At 66.4% G+C, this 20,845-nt stretch carries 14 protein-coding genes; 6 read left to right on the plus strand and 8 right to left on the minus strand.

Annotation, left to right across the window (positions count from 1 at the left end):
- Window positions 1-74: 74 nt before the first annotated feature.
- Entirely contained in the window at window positions 75-995 is a 921-nt protein-coding gene (locus AC1DCU_RS07805; RefSeq protein ID WP_025878941.1) for a LysR family transcriptional regulator, read from the minus strand.
- A gap of 140 nt (window positions 996-1,135) precedes the next feature.
- On the opposite strand from AC1DCU_RS07805, the gene AC1DCU_RS07810 reads away from it, so the two are divergent.
- Window positions 1,136-1,837, plus strand: a complete 702-nt coding sequence (locus AC1DCU_RS07810; RefSeq protein ID WP_025878940.1) for a pirin family protein — start codon at window positions 1,136-1,138, stop codon at window positions 1,835-1,837.
- A gap of 54 nt (window positions 1,838-1,891) precedes the next feature.
- Here the strand turns inward: AC1DCU_RS07810 and AC1DCU_RS07815 are convergent, their stop codons facing one another.
- Together AC1DCU_RS07815 and AC1DCU_RS07820 are read right to left on the minus strand one after the other, a co-directional pair.
- Complete coding sequence (locus tag AC1DCU_RS07815) at window positions 1,892-4,087, minus strand: TonB-dependent siderophore receptor (protein ID WP_313115650.1); 2,196 nt, start codon at window positions 4,085-4,087, stop codon at window positions 1,892-1,894.
- Window positions 4,088-4,244: 157 nt separating this feature from the next.
- Window positions 4,245-4,940 (minus strand): alpha/beta hydrolase, encoded by a 696-nt coding sequence (locus tag AC1DCU_RS07820; RefSeq protein ID WP_033830819.1) that lies wholly within the window; start codon window positions 4,938-4,940, stop codon window positions 4,245-4,247.
- A 187-nt stretch (window positions 4,941-5,127) separates the two neighbouring features.
- Here AC1DCU_RS07820 and AC1DCU_RS07825 point away from each other — a divergent pair, with 187 nt between their 5' ends.
- Window positions 5,128-6,267: an MFS transporter gene (locus tag AC1DCU_RS07825; RefSeq protein WP_032976527.1), complete on the plus strand. Its 1,140-nt coding sequence runs from the start codon at window positions 5,128-5,130 to the stop codon at window positions 6,265-6,267.
- 3 nt (window positions 6,268-6,270) lie between these two features.
- On the opposite strand, the gene AC1DCU_RS07830 is transcribed toward AC1DCU_RS07825, so the two are convergent.
- Window positions 6,271-7,422: an alpha/beta fold hydrolase gene (locus AC1DCU_RS07830; protein WP_313115652.1), complete on the minus strand. Its 1,152-nt coding sequence runs from the start codon at window positions 7,420-7,422 to the stop codon at window positions 6,271-6,273.
- A 183-nt stretch (window positions 7,423-7,605) separates the two neighbouring features.
- Here AC1DCU_RS07830 and AC1DCU_RS07835 point away from each other — a divergent pair, with 183 nt between their 5' ends.
- The 4 genes from AC1DCU_RS07835 (at window position 7,606) to AC1DCU_RS07850 (ending at window position 14,490) form a co-directional block, all read left to right on the plus strand.
- Window positions 7,606-8,952, plus strand: a complete 1,347-nt coding sequence (locus AC1DCU_RS07835) for a c-type cytochrome (protein WP_154881325.1) — start codon at window positions 7,606-7,608, stop codon at window positions 8,950-8,952.
- Window positions 8,949-9,875 carry a c-type cytochrome gene (locus tag AC1DCU_RS07840; protein WP_313115655.1) on the plus strand — a complete coding sequence of 309 codons (927 nt, stop codon included), beginning with the start codon at window positions 8,949-8,951 and terminating at the stop codon, window positions 9,873-9,875. The genes AC1DCU_RS07835 and AC1DCU_RS07840 overlap by 4 nt, the downstream gene beginning before the upstream one ends.
- 117 nt (window positions 9,876-9,992) lie before the next feature.
- The gene (locus tag AC1DCU_RS07845; RefSeq protein WP_313115658.1) at window positions 9,993-12,371 is read left to right on the plus strand and encodes a TonB-dependent receptor; all 2,379 of its coding nucleotides are present in this window, start codon (window positions 9,993-9,995) and stop codon (window positions 12,369-12,371) included.
- A 10-nt stretch (window positions 12,372-12,381) separates the two neighbouring features.
- Window positions 12,382-14,490 carry a phosphocholine-specific phospholipase C gene (locus AC1DCU_RS07850; protein WP_313115660.1) on the plus strand — a complete coding sequence of 703 codons (2,109 nt, stop codon included), beginning with the start codon at window positions 12,382-12,384 and terminating at the stop codon, window positions 14,488-14,490.
- 55 nt (window positions 14,491-14,545) lie between these two features.
- On the opposite strand, the gene AC1DCU_RS07855 is transcribed toward AC1DCU_RS07850, so the two are convergent.
- The 4 genes from AC1DCU_RS07855 to AC1DCU_RS07870 form a co-directional block, all read right to left on the minus strand.
- Entirely contained in the window at window positions 14,546-16,141 is a 1,596-nt protein-coding gene (locus AC1DCU_RS07855; protein ID WP_099842260.1) for an alkaline phosphatase D family protein, read from the minus strand.
- 11 nt (window positions 16,142-16,152) lie between these two features.
- Window positions 16,153-19,086, minus strand: coding sequence for a TonB-dependent receptor (locus tag AC1DCU_RS07860; RefSeq protein ID WP_442251495.1), 2,934 nt, complete (start codon window positions 19,084-19,086; stop codon window positions 16,153-16,155).
- Window positions 19,087-19,227: 141 nt separating this feature from the next.
- Window positions 19,228-20,265 (minus strand): FecR family protein, encoded by a 1,038-nt coding sequence (locus tag AC1DCU_RS07865; protein ID WP_333622262.1) that lies wholly within the window; start codon window positions 20,263-20,265, stop codon window positions 19,228-19,230.
- Window positions 20,262-20,777, minus strand: coding sequence for an RNA polymerase sigma factor (locus AC1DCU_RS07870; protein WP_025878928.1), 516 nt, complete (start codon window positions 20,775-20,777; stop codon window positions 20,262-20,264). The genes AC1DCU_RS07865 and AC1DCU_RS07870 overlap by 4 nt, the downstream gene beginning before the upstream one ends.
- Window positions 20,778-20,845: the final 68 nt, after the last annotated feature.

A 20,845-nucleotide genomic window follows, 5' to 3' on the forward strand; every position in this document is an offset into this window, starting at 1 on the left:
TGTTGCTGTTGCTGTTGAGGTTGCCGGCCAGCGGCCGGCACTACTGCAGGTGCAGGGCGCAGCCCTGCCGAACCCTACCCCTCTGCCATCGCCTGCCACCATTGCGCCAGCAGCTCCGGCCGCCGCAAGCGCTCGCGCCACCAGCGCAGGGCCGCGCCATCTTCACCGGTGCGCCAGGCTAGCCAGAAGGTCTCTTCCGGCTTGTGCTCCTCGACCTCGCGGATCACCAGCTGGCCGCGCGCCACCGCCGCGCGCGCGCAAGGCTCGGGCAGGAAGCCGAATCCCAGCCCCTGGCACTGCAGCTTCAACTTGCTGGCCATGTCCGGCACGGTCAACGTCTCCTGGCCCATCAACAGCCCCACCGTTCGTGGCAGCAGCCGCCGCGCAGAGTCGGACACGGCGATCGCGCAATACGGCGCCAACTGCTCGCGGCCCAGCACACCCGGTACGGACGCCAGCGGATGCCCGGGTGCCACCGCAAACACAAAATCAACGCTGCCCAGCGGCTCGACCACGTAGCCCCCGCCACTGGGACCCTCACCGGGAGCCGCGACCAACAGGTCGGCGCGCCGGTCCAGCAGCGCTTCCCAGGTACCGGACAGTGCTTCGCCAAACAGGCGCAGCCGGGTGGGCGCCGCCACCTCGCGGAACGCGGCGATATCCGGCCCCAGCAGCCAGGTCGGAAACACCGAATCCACCGCCAGGGTCAATTCCGCCTCCCAGCCCGAGGCCACCCGCCGCACCCGCAGCTCGAGCTCCCGGGCCGCACGCAGCAGGTGCCTGCCCTCCTCCAGCAGCGCGCGCCCGGCCTCGGTCGGCTCCGCCCGCGGGCCGATCCGGTCGAACAGCTGCACCCCCAGATCCTCTTCCAGCTTGGCCACGGTGTAGGAAATGGTCGAAGGCACCTTGTGCAGGGCCTTGCCGGCGCCGGCAAAGGAGCCTCGGCGGTCGATCGCATCCAGGATCTGCAGGGCATCGAGGCTGAGCTTGAGCATTCGAAATTTTCGATGATGGCTGTCAAAACTATCCGTTTTTCAAACCCAAGGTGCAAGCGGATACTTCTCTTCAACGGGGAAACACAGCGGCTACCCGCCCACCCCGCCCCATCGAAACCATCGAACAAGGAGATTCCATCATGCTGCAGATCCGCAAGAGCGCTACCCGTGGCCTGGCCGAGCATGGCTGGCTGTCCTCGCGCCATACCTTCTCGTTCGCCAGCTACTACGACCCCCGCTATGTGAGCTTCGGCCCGCTGCGGGTCATCAACGAAGACAAGGTGATCGGCGGCCAGGGTTTCGGCACCCACAGCCACAGCAACATGGAGATCGTCTCCTACGTGCTGGGCGGCGCGCTGGAACACAAGGACTCGATGGGCACCGGTTCGGTGCTGCGCTACGGCGACGTGCAGCGCATGAGCGCAGGCAGCGGCGTCAGCCACAGCGAGTTCAATCATTCGGCCAGCGATCCGGTGCATTTCCTGCAGATCTGGATCTTCCCGGAGGCCGAGAACATCGCGCCGTCGTATGAGGAGACCCACTTCACGCCGGAGAGCAAGCGCGGCCAGCTGCGCCTGATCGCCTCGCCGGATGGCGCCGATGGTTCGCTGCATATCCATCAGGATGCGCGCATCTTCGCCACCATCCTCGATGGCGAGCAGAAGCTGCACCACGCCCTGGCTGCCGGCCGCGGCGCGTATGTGCAGGTGGCGCGTGGCCAGCTGCAGGTCAACGGCATCACCCTGGAAGCGGGTGACGCACTGCAGGTCAGCGACGAGGCACAGCTGACCCTGGAAAACGGCAACGACGCCGAAGTGCTGGTGTTCGACCTGAAGCTGTAACCAGCATGCCCGCGATGCCATCCGGCATCGCGGGCATGTCCTGTTGCAACGCGATCAGAACCTGTACGTCACTGCCAGCCGCACGTTGCGCGGCTCGCCCCAGGTGTAGGTGCTGTACCAGCTGAAGATCGTGTAATAGCGCTTGTCCAGCAGGTTGTTGACGTTGACCGTGGCCGACAGGCGATCGTTGAACTGGTACCGGGCCATGGCATCCAGCAGCCAGTACGGCTGGGTGCGATGAACCACCGACGTGCCACTGGCGGGGTTGGTGATGTCGCCGAACGTGGAGTCCTGCCAGCGCGCACCGCCACCGACGGTCAGGCCCTGCCAGTCGCCGCGCAGGCGGTAGCTGGTGTGCAGGCTGAACTGGTTTTCCGGCTCCAGCGTGGTCACCTTGCTGCCGGCCTGGCGGGCGATCTTGTGCGCAAAGCCACCCTGCACCTGCCAGCCCTCGGCCAACTGCCCGGACATCTCCAGTTCGTAGCCCTTGGTGCGTACGCCCATCAGTGCGCGATAGGCGTCTTCTCCGTTGGGCGTTTTGCCRCCTGTAGGCTGGGCGAAATTGTCCTGGTCGAGCTGGAACAGTGCCGCGCTGGCATTGAAGCGGCCGTCGAGGAACTCCGCCTTCAGGCCCATTTCATAGCTGCGGCCTTCCAGCGGATCCAGTGCCTTGCCCTGTTCGTCGCGTTCGCTGTGCGGCTTGAAGATGGTGCTGTAGCTGGCATACACCGAATAGTGCTGGCCAAGGTCGTAGACCACGCCGGCATAAGGCACGAACACGCCGGTCTCGCGCGTCTGCGGCGAACGGTAGCTGGCCAGGCGGCTGCCGACGATCACCTTCAACGGGTCGGCCACGTCGAAGCGACCGACCACGTACAGGCCGTTCTCGCGGGTCACCTCATTGTTGCCATAACCGCGCTGCCATTCCGGCTCCGGGATGTCGCCCTTCCAGCTGTTGTAGTCGGCAACGGCGGTCGGGTACCCGGGCTGCGGCGAATAGCCGGTGTTGGTCCAGCGCTTGCGCGAGGCACTGCCGCCGACCACCAGTTCATGCTGGCGACCGAACAGGCCGAAATTGCCGCTCAGATAGAAGTCGGCCGCGTTGCTGACCGTCTTGCCGACGTACTTGCCCAGCCACAACGAGACGCCTTCGCCGGTGACCGGATTGGGATTGCCACCGGCCGCACCGGCCAGTGCCGCATCGTAGCCGTTGACCTGATGGTTGAGCTGCAGCTTGGCTACCCAGTCGTTGTCGAAGGTATGTTCCAGCGTGGCAAAGCCGGTGCGCACGTATTGGCGCCAACCGCTCCAGTGGGTGCCGTTGTTGAACGAGCGCGGCATGTCGTTGAAATTGCCCTGGCTGTCCAGCAGCGGAATACCGCCCCAGGTCGAGCCCTTGGGATCGCTCTCCAGCACGTCGCCACCGACTGTCAGCAGCGTGCGTTCGCCCAGATCGGCTTCCAGCACGGCATAGCCGACCTTGCTGGTGCGCTGGTAGAAATCCAGATTGGAATGCTTGTCCTGCCAGGCACCTACCGCGCGCCCGCGCACGCGGCCATCGGCGGTCAACGGTCCGCCGACATCGACTTCGGCACGGTAGTCGTCCCAGCGGCCGACCCCCAGCGTCGCACTGCCAGCAAATTCCTTGCCCGGCTTCTTGCGCACCAGGTTGATGGTCGCGCCGGGGTCGCCCATGCCGGTCAGCAGGCCGGTGGCGCCCTTGAGCACTTCGATGCGGTCGTAGATCGCGGTATCGCTGAGCGTATTGCCGGCCGAGTACGCCGAGTCGCGTGACATCGGAATGCCGTCGTACTGGAAGTTCTGCACGGCAAAACCACGTGCGTAGTACTCGGTGCGCTCACTGTCGTAGGTGACGATGCTGATGCCCGGGGTCACCCGCATCACGTCATCGATGCCATCCAGACCGAAGTCGTCCATCTGCGCACGGGTGATCACGCTGATGGTCTGCGGGGTCTGCCGCGGAGTCAGCACCAAGCGGGTGGCGGTGGCGATGGTACCCGGCGTGTACGCGCCGCTGCCCTCGGTGATGGTGCCCAGCTGGTTGGCGGTGACCTGCACGGTCTGCAGGGTCTGCGAGGCTGTCCTGCCCTCTTCTTCAACCGGCGCCGATTGCGCCGAGGCGGCGCCGGCAGTGGCCACTGTGGTCAGCAGAAGACCATTGGCAAGGGCCCTCGCCAATGGGCGGCGACGCAGGGACAGCACGGAAAAACGAACAGGCACAGACGACACGACGGGACCTCCACGAAGGGGTGGGATCCTCTGGCGGCGGCTCGAGGGGAAGGGGGAAATGCGGCCAAGGGCGGCCGGCGCAGGAGTTTACTCTCCTGCGCCCCCGCTGTCGTGGGGTGGCGCCAGTGCCTGACCTGGGACTGCTGCCTGGCGATAGTCAGCCGTCGACGGCAGCCACGGCCTCCAGGATCAGCGCTGCCACTTCGGAGGGATGCGAGGCCAGCGAGGCATGGCTTGCCTCCAGCTGCAGCAGGCGCTTGGGCTGCATGCGTTCGGCCATGGCCTTCTGGTTCTGTGGCGCGATCATCCGGTCCTGGCTGGAAAGCTGGTACCAGCTCGGCTTGTGCTTCCACGCCGGATCGCTGATCGCATCGCCGAAGGTACTGGCCAGCGGCGCCTTCTGGGTCACCGCCATCACCCAGCCTTCGTCGGCACTGAGGTCCTGGCAGAAGCTCTCATGGAACTTGTCGGCACGCAGCCACAGATAGCCATCGCTGTCCGGGGCGAGGTTCGGTGCTGCTTCGGGCAGGTGCTGCTGGGTGATGCCACCGGGGCTCTCACCACTGTCCGGCGCGAATGCGGCGATGTAGACCAGCGCCTGCACATTCGGCTGGTTGCCGGCTTCGGTGATCACCGCGCCTCCGTAGGAGTGCCCGACAAGTACGACCGGGCCATCGATCTGGCGGATCATCCTGCGCGTCCGCTCGGCGTCGTTGACCAGCGAGGTCAGCGGCAGTTCGACCGCCTTCACCTGGTCGTGGCCCTTGCGGTGCAGCTCCAGGATGACCTTGCCCCAGTGTGCGGCCCCGCCCCAGAACCCATGGACGAGGAGGATGGTCGGTGTGGTGCTCATGCGCTGATCTCCGGCGGCGGCCGGGCGGAATGCCGACCGTCGGGCTACTCTCCACTGATGGCGTTAATCAACGGTGACGCATCCGGACCACTGCATTCGTATGCGTCGCCCGATGTCATCCATGGCACTTGCCGATGGCTTCTGAAAACGTTTTCATGAAGAGGATCTTCTGGAGCCTTCCTCGCGCATGACGCCCTCTTCTCCCCGCGCCCAGCAGCACGCGACCCGCGCTGCGTTCTTCATTCCTGGCTTTGCCACCGCTGCCTGGGCACCGATGGTGCCCTTCGCCAAGGCCAAGGCCGGGTTGTCCGATGCCAGCCTGGGCGGGCTGCTGCTGTGCCTTGGCCTCGGCTCGCTGCTGGCGATGCCACTGGCCGGTGCGTTGACCGCGCGCCTGGGCTCGCGCCGCTTGATGATCGCGACCACGGCCTTGATCCTGCTCGCCCTGCCACTGCTGACGCTCGCCCCCACGCCGCTGGCACTGGGAGCAACGCTGTTCGTGTTCGGTGCGGGTGTGGGGGCGATGGACTGCACGATGAACATGCAGGCGGTGGCCGTCGAGCGCGATGCAGGGCGGCCGATGATGTCCGGCTTCCACGCGTTCTACAGCATCGGCGGCTTCATCGGCGCCGGCTGCATGACCGGCCTGCTGGTTCTCGGCACGCCCCTGTGGCTGGCGTCATTGGTTGCCGTGGCGGCGATGCTGCTGGTGGCCCTGTTGTCGGCACCGCACTGGCGCCCGCAGCGCATTCTGCATGACGGCCCGATGCTGGCCCTGCCGCACGGCGTGGTGCTGTTCATCAGCGTGCTCGCCTTCGTGGTGTTCCTGGCCGAGGGTTCGATGCTGGACTGGAGCGCGGTGTTCCTGGCCGAAATACGCCACGTGCCGCGCGACCAGGCCGGTGCCGGTTTTGCCGTTTTCACGCTGGCGATGACGGCGATGCGCCTGTTCGGCGATGGCATCGTCGAGCGCCTTGGCCGCACCCGTACCATCGTCATCGGCGGCATCACCGCTGCGGCCGGTTTCGCGCTGGCCACACTGGTGCCCTCCTTCGCCATGGCGCTGGTCGGCTACGTGCTGGTGGGCCTGGGCTGCGCCAACATCGTGCCCGCCCTGTTCTCGATGGCGGGCCAGCAGCGCGCGATGCCGGAGAGCATTGCGATCACCGCAGTCACCACGCTGGGCTATGCCGGCATTCTTGCAGGCCCCGCAGCGATCGGCGCGCTCGCCCATGCCACCAGCCTGGGCTTTGCCTTCCTGTGCGTGGCAGCGATGCTGCTGGGTGTAGCGGCATCTGCACGTTCGCTGGCCCGCCGCCTGCCCTGAAGCTCAGCCGCGTGCTGGGGTTTTTGCGGGTGTGTCGACGCCATGCACCAGCCATTCGGCCTGGGCCGGCAACTGCGGTGCCGGACACGCGGCTTTCGGATGGTGCTCGTCGCGCGCCATCCAGTCATCGACCACTCTGGCCAGCAGGTCCAGCCGCAGCGGCAGGGTGATGTGATCTTCGCCGCGCATCTCGATGTAGTGCGCACGCGGATTGGCCTGCGCCAACGCGCGGCCTTGGCTGACCGGAATGTGCTGGTCGCCCTGCCCGTGCAGCAGCAGCACGCAGGCGCGGGTATCGGCCAGCGCGCGGGCAACATCCACCTTGTCCAGATCCACGTCGATGCGGCGGCTGGCGGCGGCCACCACCTGGTTGATGTCCTGGCTGCCGTAGCGCCAGCGTGCATACGAAGCGATGGCCTGTGCCTTCAACCCTTCCGGCTGCAGGGCCATCAGATGCGGAATCATGGTGCGGATCGCAACCCCGGCATTGGCGAACGATTCCATCGCCACCACGCCGGCGACCTGGTCGCCCAGCTTGTCGGCGGTGAACAATGCGGTGGCAGCGCCGTAGGAAACACCGAACAGGTACAGCGGGCCGATCACTTCGCCGCGCGCGCGCAGTTCGGCGATGACATCCACAACATCGTCCGACTCGTAGGTGCCGTAGCCGGAGGGACCGGCGCCGGACTGGCCATGGTTGCGCAGGTCCAGGGTGATCACGCGGTAGCCCGACTCGGCCAGCTGCAGCGACCATGGCAGCATCGAATCACCGTTCATCATCCAGCCGTGCAGCAGCACCACAGTGCCGCGCGGCGCCTGCGCGCGGAACGGCTGCGGTACGGACAGGCTCAACCCGGTATCCAGCGGCAGGCCGTTCTGGTGCTGCTGCGGCAGGTAGTGGTAGCGCGCACCGTAGTCGCCCGGATCGAAAGCACGCCAGAAGATCGGCACGCCATCACGGCCCGGGGCGAAGCCATGCCGGTTCGGCAGCGCGGCCACAGCTGCGGCGATACGCGGTTGATCAAGCAGGGGCGAGACGCCACCGGGCGCGATCAGGCGGTCGCTGAGCGAGGTGGACGAGGCCGTCATCGAGGAAGAGCATGCAGCCAGCCACAGGCCGGCGCACGCCAGCAAAAGCAGCAGCAGGCGCTTCATGGGCAGTCAGGGGAAAAGTGCGACAGCGTGGCAGGTTAGCGGCCACGCCCGGCGCCATCTATCGCAGCTGGATGACGGGTTGATGACAGCGCAGGATCGATTCAGCTTGTCACAATGTCGCGACCGGCCAAAGCATTGATCCGGATCAATGAACGCCATCGCACGAATGGCCACAGTGCCGGCATGCGCACCCCGTTCAAGCTCGCCATTGCCCTGGCCGCCACCTTGGCCGCCGCTTACGGCATCGCCCGCAGTACACCGTACTGGTTCGCCCCACCGCAACACGCCGAGGTCGACATCCACGACCCGGCCCTGATCGAACAGGGCCGGTACCTGTCGCGTGCTGCCGACTGCGCCGCCTGCCATACCGCACCGGGCGGCAGGCCGTTCGCCGGTGGCCTTGGCATGCAGACCCCGATGGGCACGCTGTACTCGACCAACATCACACCGGACACGGAGACCGGCATCGGCGCATACGACTACGCCGATTTCGAGCGCGCGGTGCGGCGTGGCATCCGCCATGACGGCCAGCCGCTGTATCCGGCCATGCCCTACGCCTCGTACGTGATCGCCAGCGATGCCGAGATCAAGGCGCTGTATGCCTACTTCATGGGTGCGGTGCAGCCGGTCCGGCAGGACAACGCCGACAGCACGATTCCGTGGCCGGCAAACATGCGCTGGCCGCTTGCCTGGTGGCAGCTGTTGTTCGCACGCCCGCGCAGCTTCAGCCCTGATCCCACCCTGGATGCCGGCCAGCAGCGCGGCGCCGAACTGGTTGAAGGCCTGGCCCATTGCGGCGCGTGCCATACCCCGCGTGGGCTGGCCTTCCAGGAAAAGGCGATGGCCGACGATGGCAGCCGCCAGTTCCTGTCCGGCTCGGTGCTGGAAGGCTGGTATGCGAAGAACCTGCGCAATGAACAGACCGGCCTGGCCAGCTGGAGCGAAGCCGAAATCGTCGAGTTCCTGCGTACCGGCCGCACCGATCGCTCCGCGGCTTTCGGCGGCATGGCCGATGTGGTCGAGCACAGCACGCAGTACCTGTCCGACGCCGATCTGCTGGCGATGGCGCGGTACCTGAAGCAGCTGCCGGCCCGCGAAGGGCGCAGCGCGCAGTGGACGCCGGGCACCGACACCACTACCGCCGCACTGCGCGGCGGCGACTACCGGGTGGCCGGTTCGCTGGCCTACGCCGAACACTGCCAGGCCTGCCATCGCGCAGATGGCCGCGGCATGCCACGGGTCTACCCTGCCCTGGCGGGCAACTCCATCGTCTTCGCCGATGATCCCAGCTCGCTGGTGCAGGTAACCCTCACCGGCGGGCGCACGCCACATACCGCGCATGACCGCATGGCATTCACCATGCCGGGCTTCGAGCAGCTGCCCAATGCGCAGCTCGCCGATATCCTCACCTTCATCCGCAACAGCTGGGGCAACCAGGCCAGCGCGGTCACTGAACTGGACGTAGCGCGCATGCGCCGGGTGGTGCGTGACAAGCCGGCGCATGTGGTCCCGCAGGAGACGGCGCAATGAGGCGTTCGAAGAAGCGTTCGACAGTGTTGATCGCCAGCGCGGTCGTTGCGGTGCTGCTGGCCGGTGCTGGCACGCTGCTGTACCAGCACCTGTACCCGGACCTGGACGCGGAAGTCGCGAGGACCCTGGACATCCTCGACAGCCACGGCCAGGTGGTGGGCCAGTACCACGTGCCCAGTGCCGAGGAGATCGCCAGCCTCGGCAACGCCGACGCGGTGATGTTCGGCCGTCGCCTGCTCAACGAGACCGCACGCCTGCTGCCGGACAACGTCGGCAACGATCTGAACTGCAATTCGTGCCACATGGCCGAGGGCAAGCGACCGTTCGGCAACCACTACTTGAACACCGGAGGCGGCAGCTACCCGCGCTACATGCCGCGACCGGGCAGGGAAATCGGCCTGGCCGAGCGCATCAACGGTTGCCTGCAGCGTTCGATGAACGGCAAGCCGCTGGCCAAGGACGCGCCGGAGATGCGTGCGATGCTGGAATACATGGCGTGGCTGAGCCGCCCGGTACCAGAGGGTGCGCGCGTGGCCGCGCCCAGCGAAGGGCCGATCGACAGCACGCTGACACCGGACCCGATACGTGGACAGACGCTGTATGCCGCGCAGTGCGCCGCCTGCCACGGCGACAACGGCGAAGGCCGGCGCGACGCCAGCGGCGATATCGCGTTCCCGCCGTTGTGGGGCGAGCGCAGCTTCAACATCGGTGCCGGCATGGCGCGGCTGTACAAGGCCGCAGGCTTCGTCAAGCACAACATGCCGCCGGCAATGACCCGTGAACCGCCACTGGGCCAGCAGGTGATGCCCGACCAGGACGCGGTGGATATCGCCAGCTACTTCATCAACCAGCCGCGCCCGGACTTCGCCGGCAAAGCCAAGGACTGGCCGCGTGATCCGAAACCGAAGGACGCGCGCTACTGACCAACGCCCCGGTCTTGCCGGCCGTCACACAACACACTCCCTGCATCTGCGCGTCACCGCCATGTCATCGGCGCTGCCGACACTCCCGGACTTTCCTCCCTTGAAGGTCCGGTTTCGATGCGAACGATTGCGCGCTTTCCCCGTATCTCGCTGCTTGCCCTGCTGATTGCTCCCGCACTGGATGCCCTGGCTGAAGCACCGCAGGGCGATGTGGCCGATACGCGAAGCGCCGACGCGCGGACCCTGGACCAGGTACAGGTGATCGGCCAGGCCACCAGCTATGCCAAGACCTCGGTGCGCCAGGAAACGTTGAACCGGCAGACGGTGTTGAGCAGCGTCAATGGCGCGCTCAACGAAGTGCCCGGCGTGGTCGTCAGCGAAGCCGATGCCACCGGTTCGTCGGTGTGGGGCACGCAGATCAGCATGCGCGGCTTTGTCACCAACCGCGACACCCAGCAGATCGGCACCACCATCGATGGCCTGCCCAATGGTGGTTCCGGTTATGGCGGCGGCTCGCTGGCCAACCGCTACATCGACACGCTCGACCTGGAAACGGTGGAAGTGAGCCAGGGCACGGCCGATATCTCCTCGCGCTCGAACGAAGCACTCGGTGGCACGCTGAACTTCCTCACCAGCGACCCACTGCAGGAGCAGCGACTGCGCATGGTGGTGGGTGCCGGTGACAATGAAGCGCGCAAGTATTACGTGCGCTACGACACCGGCCTGCTTGCAGGACACACCCGCGCGTGGATCAGCGCATCGTCGGCGCGCGTGCATGACTGGATCGACGGCACCGGCCACACCAGCAACGACAACATCGCCGGCAAGTTCATCACCGAACTGGACCGCTGGACCCTGACCGGCTACCTGTCCTACAACGATGCCGACGAGCCGGAGTACACCAGTGTTTCGCCGAAGGGGTTCGCCACCAACCCCGACCGCGACGGCCTGGTCGGCACCCTGACCGGCATTCCGTACCTGGACCAGAACTACCGCTCCGGTTCGCGCGCACTGCGCGAGAACACGTTCGGCTACCTGCGCGCAGCCTTCGATGGCGGCAACGGCTTCAAGGCCTCGATGGCCGCCTACGGGCACCGCATGCAGGGCCGCGGTGACTGGCTGCCGCCGTACCTGGCCGACGTCAACGACGACGGTGCCGGTCGCCCGCAGTCGGAGTACCTCGGCGGCAGGACGGTCTACGGTGGCAGCAACCGCGGCCAGATCTACTTCGTGAACCCCGACGGCAGTTCCGCCCAGCGCCTGGCCAGCTGCACGCCGCGACTCGGCTTCAGCGCCGAGTACGACCCCAACTGCTACGCCGGCAACGTGCAGGGCGCGCAGTCCTACCGCCACTCCCACTACGACAACGATCGCATGGGCGTTACCGCCGACGTTGAATGGCGGCAGACCTTCGGCGCCATCGACAACACCGTGCGCGGCGGGCTGTGGGTGGAGAAGCTGGACCGCTCCGTGCGCCGCGATTGGCACCGCCTGCTCAACGTCGGCCAGGACATCGCCTTCGACCACCAGCCCTACTGGGTGCAGTTCGAGGACAAGTACAAGGTCGATGAGCAGATGTACTACGTCGAGGACGTGGCCCGCTTCGGCCCGTTCAGCGCGCGCCTGGGCGTAAAGCAGTTCTTCGTCGACCAGTCCCGCCGCCGCGTGATCGGCGCCGCCGAGAATGTGAAGTCCGACTCGAAGTCCGATCCGCTGCTGTCCACCGGCTTCACCTGGGCCCCGGGTGTGGAGGGCATGGAACTGTTCGCCGGCTACTCGCAGAACTTCGCCGCGATCCCGTCCGGCGTGCTGGGTGAAACCGATCCCCAGCGCTTCCGCAACGTCGAACCGGAGACCGCCGACAACATCGAACTGGGCATGCGCATCAGCCGCTGGCCGCTGACCGCCTCGGTCACCCTGTACAACATCAAGTTCGACAACCGCATCGTCTACCTGCCGGCCGGCCTGGTCAGCGGCATCGACTACCTCGGCGAGACCGATGGCGTCTACGAGAACTTCGGCGGCGTGGAGAGCAACGGCCTGGAAGCGGCCTTCGGCTACGGCTGGGACAATGGCTGGCGCATCAATGCGGCCTACACCTACAACCGTTCCAAGTACCTGGGCAGCGGCAACGACGCGCGCGACACGCAGCTGGGCATCGTCGATGGCGCCAAGGTGATCGGCCAGCCGGAGCAGATCCTGGTGGTGTCGGCCGACTGGCAGGGCGAGAACTGGAACTTCGGCCTGTCCGGTCGCTACCTGGGCGAACGCTACCTGGATGCGGCCAACGTCAACAAGCTGCCCTCGGCCACCGTGTTCAACGCCAACATCGGCTTCGACCTGCAGGGCCTGTCGCCGCGCCTGAAGGGCATGGGCGCCAACCTGGTGGTGAGCAACCTGACCGACAAGCGTTATCTTGCAGGGGTGGACGGCCGCGACAACGCCTTCATCGGCGCCCCGCGCACCGTCGGCATCTCCTTCCGCGTGGACTTGTGAGTGTGACCCTGTGACTGATACCGGCCGACGCCGACTGTTGCAGGCCGGCGTCGCCGCCGGCCTTTCGCCGCTGCTGCCCAGCATCGCCCGGGCAGCAGCGATCGCCCCTGCTTCGCGCACGCGCAGCCTGCAGGACTTGCAGCACATCGTGGTGTTCATGCAGGAGAACCGCTCGTTCGACCACTACTTCGGCACGTTGCCAGGCGTGCGTGGCTTCGGTGACCGTTTCGTTGCCCCGGCATCGCCGCTGCCCGCTGGCGACCGCCCGCGCAGCCTGTGGCTGCAGCCCGACGCCAGCGGACAACGCGCCATCGCCCCCTTCCCGTTGGATACCGCTGCGCACTTCGGCTACATGCGGGTGGAAGGCACGCCCCACACCTGGCCTGATGCACAGCAGGCGTGGGACCACGGGCGCATGGCGCACTGGCCCAAGGCCAAGCAGAACCACTCGATGGGCTACTTCCAGCGCAGCGACATGCCGTTCCAGTTCGCCCTGGCCGATGCGTTCACGCTGTGCGATGCCTACCACTGCGCGATGCAGGCCGGCACCAACCCGAACCGCGTGTTCCTGTGGACCGGCCACAACGACGCCCAAGGCCAGGCAGGCGGCCCGGTGATCGCCAATTCGCACGACAATTTCCCCGAGCTGGGCGGCCATCCGGACTCGTACCGCTGGGCCAGCTATGTCGAGCGGCTGCAGCAGGCCGGCGTGTCCTGGCAGATCTACCAGGACATGGCCGACAACTTCACCGACAACCCGCTTGCCGGGTTCGAGACCTTCCGCCAGGCGTACCGCGGCGCCCCGGGGCATGACCCGGAGCTGCGCGCGCGCGGCGTCAGTACCCGTGGCCTGGCGCAGCTGCGCGAGGACGCGATCAGCGGCCGCCTGCCGCAGGTCAGTTTCATCATTGCCGACGCAGCCGGCAGCGAGCACCCCGGTCCGTCCAGCCCCGCGCAGGGCGCCGCCTATACCGCGCGCCTGCTGGATGCACTGACCGCCGATCCAGAGGTGTGGAGCCGTACCGCCCTGCTGCTGATGTTCGATGAGAACGATGGCTTCTTCGACCATGTGCCGCCACCCGCACCGCCCTCCCCGCTTGGTGCCGGCTGGGCCGGTGCGTCGGCGGTCAGCACCGAGGGCGAATACCACCGCCACCCGGCACCGGGCGACCAGAAATACGATGCCGCCGAGCTGCGTGGGCGCCCCTATGGGCTTGGCCCGCGCGTACCGTTGTATGTGATTTCACCGTGGAGCCGCGGCGGCTGGGTCGACTCGCAGGTGTACGACCACACGTCGGTGTTGCGTCTGATCGAGCGCCGCTTCGGCGTCGCCGCGCCGGACATCTCGCCGTGGCGGCGTGCGGTCTGCGGTGATCTGAGCAACGCCTTCGACTTCGCCCAGCGCGACACCCGCCCCTTCGCCAAGGCGCTGCCCGATGTCACCGCTGTCGCCGCGCGCGCTGCCGCCCTGCCCGGCCGTACCGTGCCCGCGCTGCCCGATGGCCTGCATCCGGCCCGCCAGGAGCCCGGCGTACGTCCTGCACGGGCACTGCCCTATCGGCCGCACGTGCAGGCCACATCGGTGGATGGTGCTGGTCTCACCCTGCAGCTGGCCAGCGATGGCGCCGCGGCCGTGCTGCATGTCTACGACCGCCTGCGCCTGGACGCCGTTCCGCGCCGTTACACCGTGGTACCGGGTGCCCCGCTGCAGGATCGCTGGCCGCTGGATGCGCAGGGTCGTTACGATCTCTGGCTGCTGGGACCGAATGGATTCCATCGCCATTATCGCGGCGATGGCACGCTCGCGCCGCTGCACGCGCACGTGGAGCGCGCGGACGGCCAGATGCGCCTGACACTGCGCAATCCATCGCCTTCAGCGCGGAAGGTCCAGGTGCAGGCCGGCGCCTACGCCGGCCACATGCCCACCCGCGAACTGCAGCTGGTGGCCGGCGCGGAAACCGTACTGGCCTGGGATCCCGCACCAACCGCAGGCTGGTACGACCTGATCGTGCGCTCGCAGGGCGTCGAGCAACGCCTCGCCGGACGTGCCGAAGACGGCCGGCCTGGCACCAGCGACCCTGCCATGGGCAGCGAACCGCTGCGCTTCGATCACGGCTGAAAGTGATTCTGTGGAGCCGGGCGCGTGCTCGGCTCCACAGGGTGGGACATCCCGCTCAGGCCTCCTGCAACCCCGGCCGGCCGTGCTCCACGGCATAGCGCTTCCAGCTCTGCAGCGCGCCGTTTGGCTGCATGACGGTATCGAGCGTCTTCATGTCACCGATCCAGGCATCACGGGTGACGTCGCACAGCACATAACCACGCTTGTCCGTCGTCGCCTTCAGGTGCGGACTGTGCCGCAGCTGGTTCTCTGCATAGGCATCCACGCCCTGCCCGTCCGCGCCCGACGTGATCGAAGTGGCCAGGAACTCACTGGAAATCACCCCGGAATCGGCATTGTCCTGCACCAGGTCGCTGGCATAGTGGCGGTGCGCATCGCCACAGGCGGTTACCACGTTGCCGAAGCCCACCTTCTGGATGTGATCGAGCAGGCGGCGGCGGCTGGACAGATAACCGGACCACTGGTCGTCGGAGGCCTGCACCACGCCGTCCTTCTCGCGCAGGTAGTTGCCCAGCGAAACCTGGTGGGCGATGGTGTGCCAGCGTGGTGCGGCATCGGCCAGGCCGTCGAACAGCCATTGCTCCTGCTTTGCGCCAACAATGCTGCGTTCGGGAGATTCCACCTGCCCGCGCTGCGCGATGTCCACCTGCTTGCTGCGGTACTGGCGGGTATCGAGCAGGTGCAGGTCCAGCAGCGTGCCATAGCGCGCGCGCCGGTACATCTGCATATGGCCGTCGCGCGGGAACGACGAAGCACGCAGCGGCATGTTCTCGTAGTACGCCTGGAATGCCTGTGCGCGGCGCAGCAGGAACACTTCACTGGGCGTGCCGTCCTGGTCCTCGGCGCCGGCCCAGTTGTTGTCCACTTCGTGGTCATCGAACGTGACGAACCACGGCGACGCGGCGTGCGCGGCCTGCAGGTCCGTATCGGTCCTGTACTGCGCGTAGCGCCGGCGATAGTCGTCGAGCGTGTAGGTCTGCGGGCCAACATGGTTGCGCAGGTTGGTGAACGGCTGGCCGTTCATCCTGCGCACGCCAGGCTGGCTTTCGCCCTCGTAGATGTAATCGCCGTAATGGAACACGAAGTCGAGCGGCTCCTCGGCAATGTGCCGCCATGCACTGTAGTGCCCCTCCTCGTAGTGCTGGCAACCGGCCACCGCGAAGCGCACGCGGTCGACCCGCGCGTTGGCCGCAGGCAGGGTGCGGGTGCGGCCAATCGCACTGGCATGGCCTCCCACGGTGAAGCGGTACCAGTACGGCCGCCCCGGCAGCAGGCCGTCCAGTTCCACGTGCAGCGCGTGGCCGAGCTCGGGGTGGGCCAGGGCGGTGCCCTGCCGCACCACGGTGCGCATGCTCTCGTCGGCGGCCAGCTGCCATGCCACCGCCATCGGCCGGGTTGGCATGCCGCCGCCGAACACCAGTGGCTCGGTGGCCAGCCGCGTCCACAGCACCACGCCGTCGGCCGACGGATCACCCGACGCCACGCCGAGAGTGAACGGTGTACTGGCAAAGCGCGGCGATGCGAGCAGATTGCGCGGATTCAGCGCTGCCACATCGTTCTGCGCGGCCAGCGCGCGGGCCGTTCCGGCCCACGCACCCAATGCGGAAAGTCCGGACAGGGCAAGGAAGCGCCTGCGATTGATCGTATCCAAGACGGTCGCCTTCAGTTGTAGATGATGTGGAAGTAGAAAAAGCGGCCGTAGTCATCGATCTCGGTGCGGAAGCGCCCGTTCGGACCGGTGCTGTAGGTCGGCTGGGTGTTGAACAGGTTCTTGGCCTCGTACTTCAGCGTCACGTGCTTGCTGACCTTGTGGCTGAAGGCCAGGTTGAAGGTCATGTACGGGTCGTAGTACGAATCCAGCCACTGGGTATCGCCGAAGTCGACCAGCATCCGGCTGCGGTAGGTGCCGGATACGCGCAGCTGCGAGCTCTTCCATGGCATGCGCCAGATCACCGAGCCGTTCACCGACCAGTCCGGCTGGTACAGCAGGCGGTCCAGGCGGCGCTCGCTGCCGTCGCTGATGCGGTAGTTGGTCTGCCCGTCCAGGCGGGTGGCATTGAGGTACATGTCGAAGCGGTGGCGGCCCCACTGCAGGTTGCGGTTGGCTACCGCGAACTCGACACCGCACAGCGTCGACTCATCGGTGTTCATCGGCTGGGTGATCCGGTAGCGGATGTCGCCGACGTTCTCGAACGTGGTCAGGGTGTAGATGTCGTCCTTGATGACCTTGTCGAACAACGCCACCGAGACCAGGCCGTTGTTGCCGTTGAAGTACAGGTCCCAGGCAAGATCGAGGTTGGTCGAGCGGCGCGGCTGCAGCGAGGCATTGCCCTGCTTGATGGTGCAGAAGCCTCCGCCCAGCTCGTCGTCGCCGCAGCTGGTGCTGGTGGCCTGGGCGATGTTGCTGGGCGTCGGCCGGCCCAGCGTGCGGCTGGCGGAGAACCTCAGGCGCTGGTCTTCGCTCAGCTTGAAGGTGGCGTTCAGCGACGGCAGCAGGTTGTTGTAGCCGCCACTGCTCTTGCGGAATGCAGACGTGTAGGTGGTGCCACCATCCTCACTGAAAGGGCTGAACGCATCGAAGGTGGTGTGGTCGTAGCGCAGGCCGCCGATCAGCAGCAGCCGGTCCCAGGCGTAATGCGCCGACACGTAGGCGTTGGCAATGTCTTCCACGTACTTGTAATCGCTGGTGAAGTCGGCATTCGGGTACGCCGCATCGTTGTTGCCCAGCTTCGGGTAGAGCTCGTCATGCCACTTGCGGTTGTCGATCAACGGGAAACCGGGAACGCTGCCAAGCAGGGTCGAACCCGGGTACAGATAGTCATTCAAGGTCGCGCTGGTCTTGTAGTAATCGAAATCGATGTCCTGCCAGATCTTCAGGTGGCGATACTCGGCACCGGCAGCCAGACCGAAACCGCGTGCATCGGCATCGATGTTGTAGCTGAAGTCGGCGCGCAGGTTGTCGATGCTTTCCTTGGCGTCGCGCGGCGAGATATAGGCCTGCGCCGGATTGAGCTTGAACGCCGAGCTGGTCAGCAGGCTGGAATCGGAAACACCCACGGCGTTCGGAAAACCATGGCTGTCGTTGGCATAGTCAACGAACAGGTTGCTCGGGTAGGCGCGCACGCCCCAGTAGACCTGGTTGTTGTGGAAGGTCTCTTCGGTGTGGCCGGCACGCAGGGTCAGCCGCGAGAGGTCACCGATATCCCAGTTGAAACTGGCGATCGCGCCGCGGTTACTGCGGTCCCAGCGGTCGTGGCGGTTCTTGATGTAGATGCTGTTGATCTGGGTGGTGCCGCCGTCCTCGCTCTGGTTGCGTATCGGGAACTTGGCGTTGCCATACAGATCGGTCTTGTTCATCGTCGAGTTCTCGTAGAACCGGTACGAGTACAGCAGCAGCGAGGCATAGAACGGGTCGTCCGATGGCTTCCATTCCAGCTTGGCCGAGCCACCGAAGTTGGTGATGTAGTTGGTGTAGGTGCCGGTGCTGAAGTTGCCCGGCGCACGCAGGCCGTTCCAGCCTTTCGCCTCGTCGGGGCCGGTGGTTCCATCGGTGAGGTACTTGCCGGCATCGTTGTAGTAGTAGTTCGATTCCACCCAGCGCTTGACGCTGTTGCGCGAGCGCTGTTCGTAGCGCGCGACCGCGACGATGCCGAACTGATCGTCGCCGCCGAACTGATTGGAGAACACCGCTTTGGCGCTCTTGCCGAAGTGGCCCAAGGTCTTGTGGTCGCCCCCCGCGCTGCGCCCCACATTGGTCTCGGCCGTGGAATGGATGCCGGCCACGTCGGCGAACACGTACTTGCCGGAGCGGTCAAAGGCGCTGCGGCTGATGATGTCGATCACACCACCGATGGCATCCGGTGCCTGCTCGGCGCTGAAGCTCTTGTAGATGTCGGTGCGGGTGCCGATGTCGCTGGGAATCAGCTGCAGGTTGTTCATGCGCTCGCCGGAGCCACTGCCGCCCACGCTTGCGATCGCGATGCCGTCGATGGTCGTGTAGTTGAGATTGGCCTGCACGCCGCGCACGGTCACGTAACGCGGTTCGCCCGCATCTTCCACCGCACTCAGGCCGGGCGCGGCCATCAGGCTCTCGGCCAGCGTCTCATCGCCATAGCTGTCCATCTCGTCGTAGATCACCGAATCCTTGATCACCGGCGAGGTCTTCTTCTGGTCGATGACCTCATGGGCGGCGATCACCTTGACCGTGCCCAGGGTCGGGGCCACCACCGCTTCCGGTGGGCGCGATGCCGGTGCGGCCTGCCGGCTTTCCCGCGAGACCGGTGCCGCGTCGATGGCGATCACGTTGCCGTCCACCACCGTGTAGCGCAGGCCGGTGCCGGCCAGAAGCGTGTCCAGCGCCTGCTTGACGGTGGCTCCTCGCGGTACCGCGCCCGCCATGGGTGCAGCGCCCGCGCCGGCATACAGGAACTGCACGCCCGAACTGCGTGACAGCTGCTCCAGCGCCTGGCTCAGCGGCTGCGCGGCGATCGCTGCGGTGACCCGGGTCTCAAGCCCATTGGCCGACGCCGCCTGTGCATGCGCACCCAGACAGGGAGACAAGGCCAGTACCACCGACAGATAGAGCTTCTTGCGCATCACGGTTCCTTGGAGGAGAGAGGACTGCTGGTACCGCGTCGGCATGCGACAGCGGCTTCTCCCAAGTAAGAGCCGGCATCGGCGGAAGTGGAGAACGCCGATTCGATGAATTTTTTCTGACAGCCCTTCGCCGAACCGCGATCAACGGCTGGACACCCACACCGTGTCCGCTTCGCGGCGGATGACAAAGCGCGCGTCCCGCTGCAGGAATGCCTGCAGCGCTGCGACCCGGTGCGCCTCCAGGCTGCCTGACAGACGCGCCGCGCGCGCCGCGTCATCGGTCAGCCGCACCTGTACCTGGTTGTGGCGGTTGAAGGCAGCCGCCACCTCGTCCAGCCGCTCATCGCGGAACGACACCCGGCGCTGCTGCCAGTCCAGCAGCATGGACATCGGTATTTCCAATGGCTGCACCGCATGGCTGCGGTGATCGACCTGGACCACCTTCCCGGCAGGCAGCTGCGCCAGCCGTCGTTGCCCGCTGCCGGCGGTCCAGACCTCCACCTCGCCGGACACCACGCCGATGCGCGTACTCTGCAAACGGCGCGAGACATCGAACACGGTGCCGATGTCGCGGATCCGCAGATCGCCAACCTGCACCTCGAACGGCCGGCGATCCGCTGCGATATCGAACGTGGCCTCGCCGCTCAGCAGTTCCACCCGACGGCTGAACCAGCCGATGTTCACCCGCAGACGGCTGTCTGCGTTCAGGCGCACCTGCGTCCGGTCAGCCAGCACCACCTCACGCAGTTGCCCGTGGCCGGCGATCAGCATCTGTTCGCGAGGCATCAGCCACGGCACCAGTCCGGCCACCAGCAACAGGCAGCAGGCCACCGCAGCCACCCGCCTCCAGAGTGGTCGGCGTGATCGCGATGCGACCACGGCGCGCGGCACGGGCACCGGTACGGCAAACAACGGCACGACTTTCGCCGTTGCCGGCAGCTCCGGCAACGCGGCCCTGTCCCCCTGCTCCTGTCCGTACGCCACCATCACCGCGCCTACCTGCCGGTGCACGTGCAGGACATGCAGGTACGCGCGTATGTGTTCGGGAGAGCGCTTCATCCATGCCATGAACTCGATGCGCTGAGCGGCGCTCAGGTCACCCTCGCGGTTGCACAGGAACCAGTGCGCGGCCTGCTCGGCCACCTCGTCATCCATCGCTGCAGGCTCCTGCCGGTTCATCCATCCTTCCCGGCGCCGAGCGCCTTCCTGCAGGCATCCAGTCCCTTGCCGATGTGCTTGCGCACCATGTGCACCGACACATCCAGCTGTGCCCCCACCTGCCGGCAATCCAGCCCATCGCGATAGTGCAGCTCCATCACCCGCCGCGTTGTCGGCGGCAGTTGCGCGATGGCGCCGCGGATTCCGCTCCAGCGCTGCGCCCGCTCGAAATCAGCTTCGATGTCCTCCTCGCTGCGCAGTACCTCGGCCAGCAGGTCGACGTCCTCGATCTGTGGCAGGCCGGAGCGCGAGCGTGCCTGTTCACGCGCCAGGTTGGCAGCCACCGCGAACAGATAGGCTTCGGGGTTCTCGATCGCCTGGGCATCTTCGCCGGTACTGCGCAGCAGCCGCAGGTAGACCTCCTGGGCCAGGTCCTCGGCATCGGCAGCCTGTGAACCACGCCGAAGGAAGAAGCCACGCAGCAGGCGGCGCCGCAAGGCGTAGCTCTTCTCCCAGATCCTGACGCTGTTCACAACCGACCAACCACCCCGAGGCTGGAAAACCCAGCAGGGTGCACACCAACGATGACATCCGCATTGCA

The organism is Stenotrophomonas sp. 10L48 (assembly GCF_056395105.1).

Bases quoted from the DNA above. Each gene is read 5' to 3' on its own strand.
- AC1DCU_RS07805 (WP_025878941.1), bottom strand. From the start codon at position 995: ATGCTCAAGCTCAGCCTCGATGCCCTGCAGATCCTGGATGCGATCGAC.
- AC1DCU_RS07810 (WP_025878940.1), top strand. From the start codon at position 1,136: ATGCTGCAGATCCGCAAGAGCGCTACCCGTGGCCTGGCCGAGCATGGC.
- AC1DCU_RS07820 (WP_033830819.1), bottom strand. From the start codon at position 4,940: ATGAGCACCACACCGACCATCCTCCTCGTCCATGGGTTCTGGGGCGGG.
- AC1DCU_RS07825 (WP_032976527.1), top strand. From the start codon at position 5,128: ATGACGCCCTCTTCTCCCCGCGCCCAGCAGCACGCGACCCGCGCTGCG.
- AC1DCU_RS07830 (WP_313115652.1), bottom strand. From the start codon at position 7,422: ATGAAGCGCCTGCTGCTGCTTTTGCTGGCGTGCGCCGGCCTGTGGCTG.
- AC1DCU_RS07835 (WP_154881325.1), top strand. From the start codon at position 7,606: ATGCGCACCCCGTTCAAGCTCGCCATTGCCCTGGCCGCCACCTTGGCC.
- AC1DCU_RS07840 (WP_313115655.1), top strand. From the start codon at position 8,949: ATGAGGCGTTCGAAGAAGCGTTCGACAGTGTTGATCGCCAGCGCGGTC.
- AC1DCU_RS07845 (WP_313115658.1), top strand. From the start codon at position 9,993: ATGCGAACGATTGCGCGCTTTCCCCGTATCTCGCTGCTTGCCCTGCTG.
- AC1DCU_RS07860 (WP_442251495.1), bottom strand. From the start codon at position 19,086: ATGCGCAAGAAGCTCTATCTGTCGGTGGTACTGGCCTTGTCTCCCTGT.
- AC1DCU_RS07865 (WP_333622262.1), bottom strand. From the start codon at position 20,265: ATGAACCGGCAGGAGCCTGCAGCGATGGATGACGAGGTGGCCGAGCAG.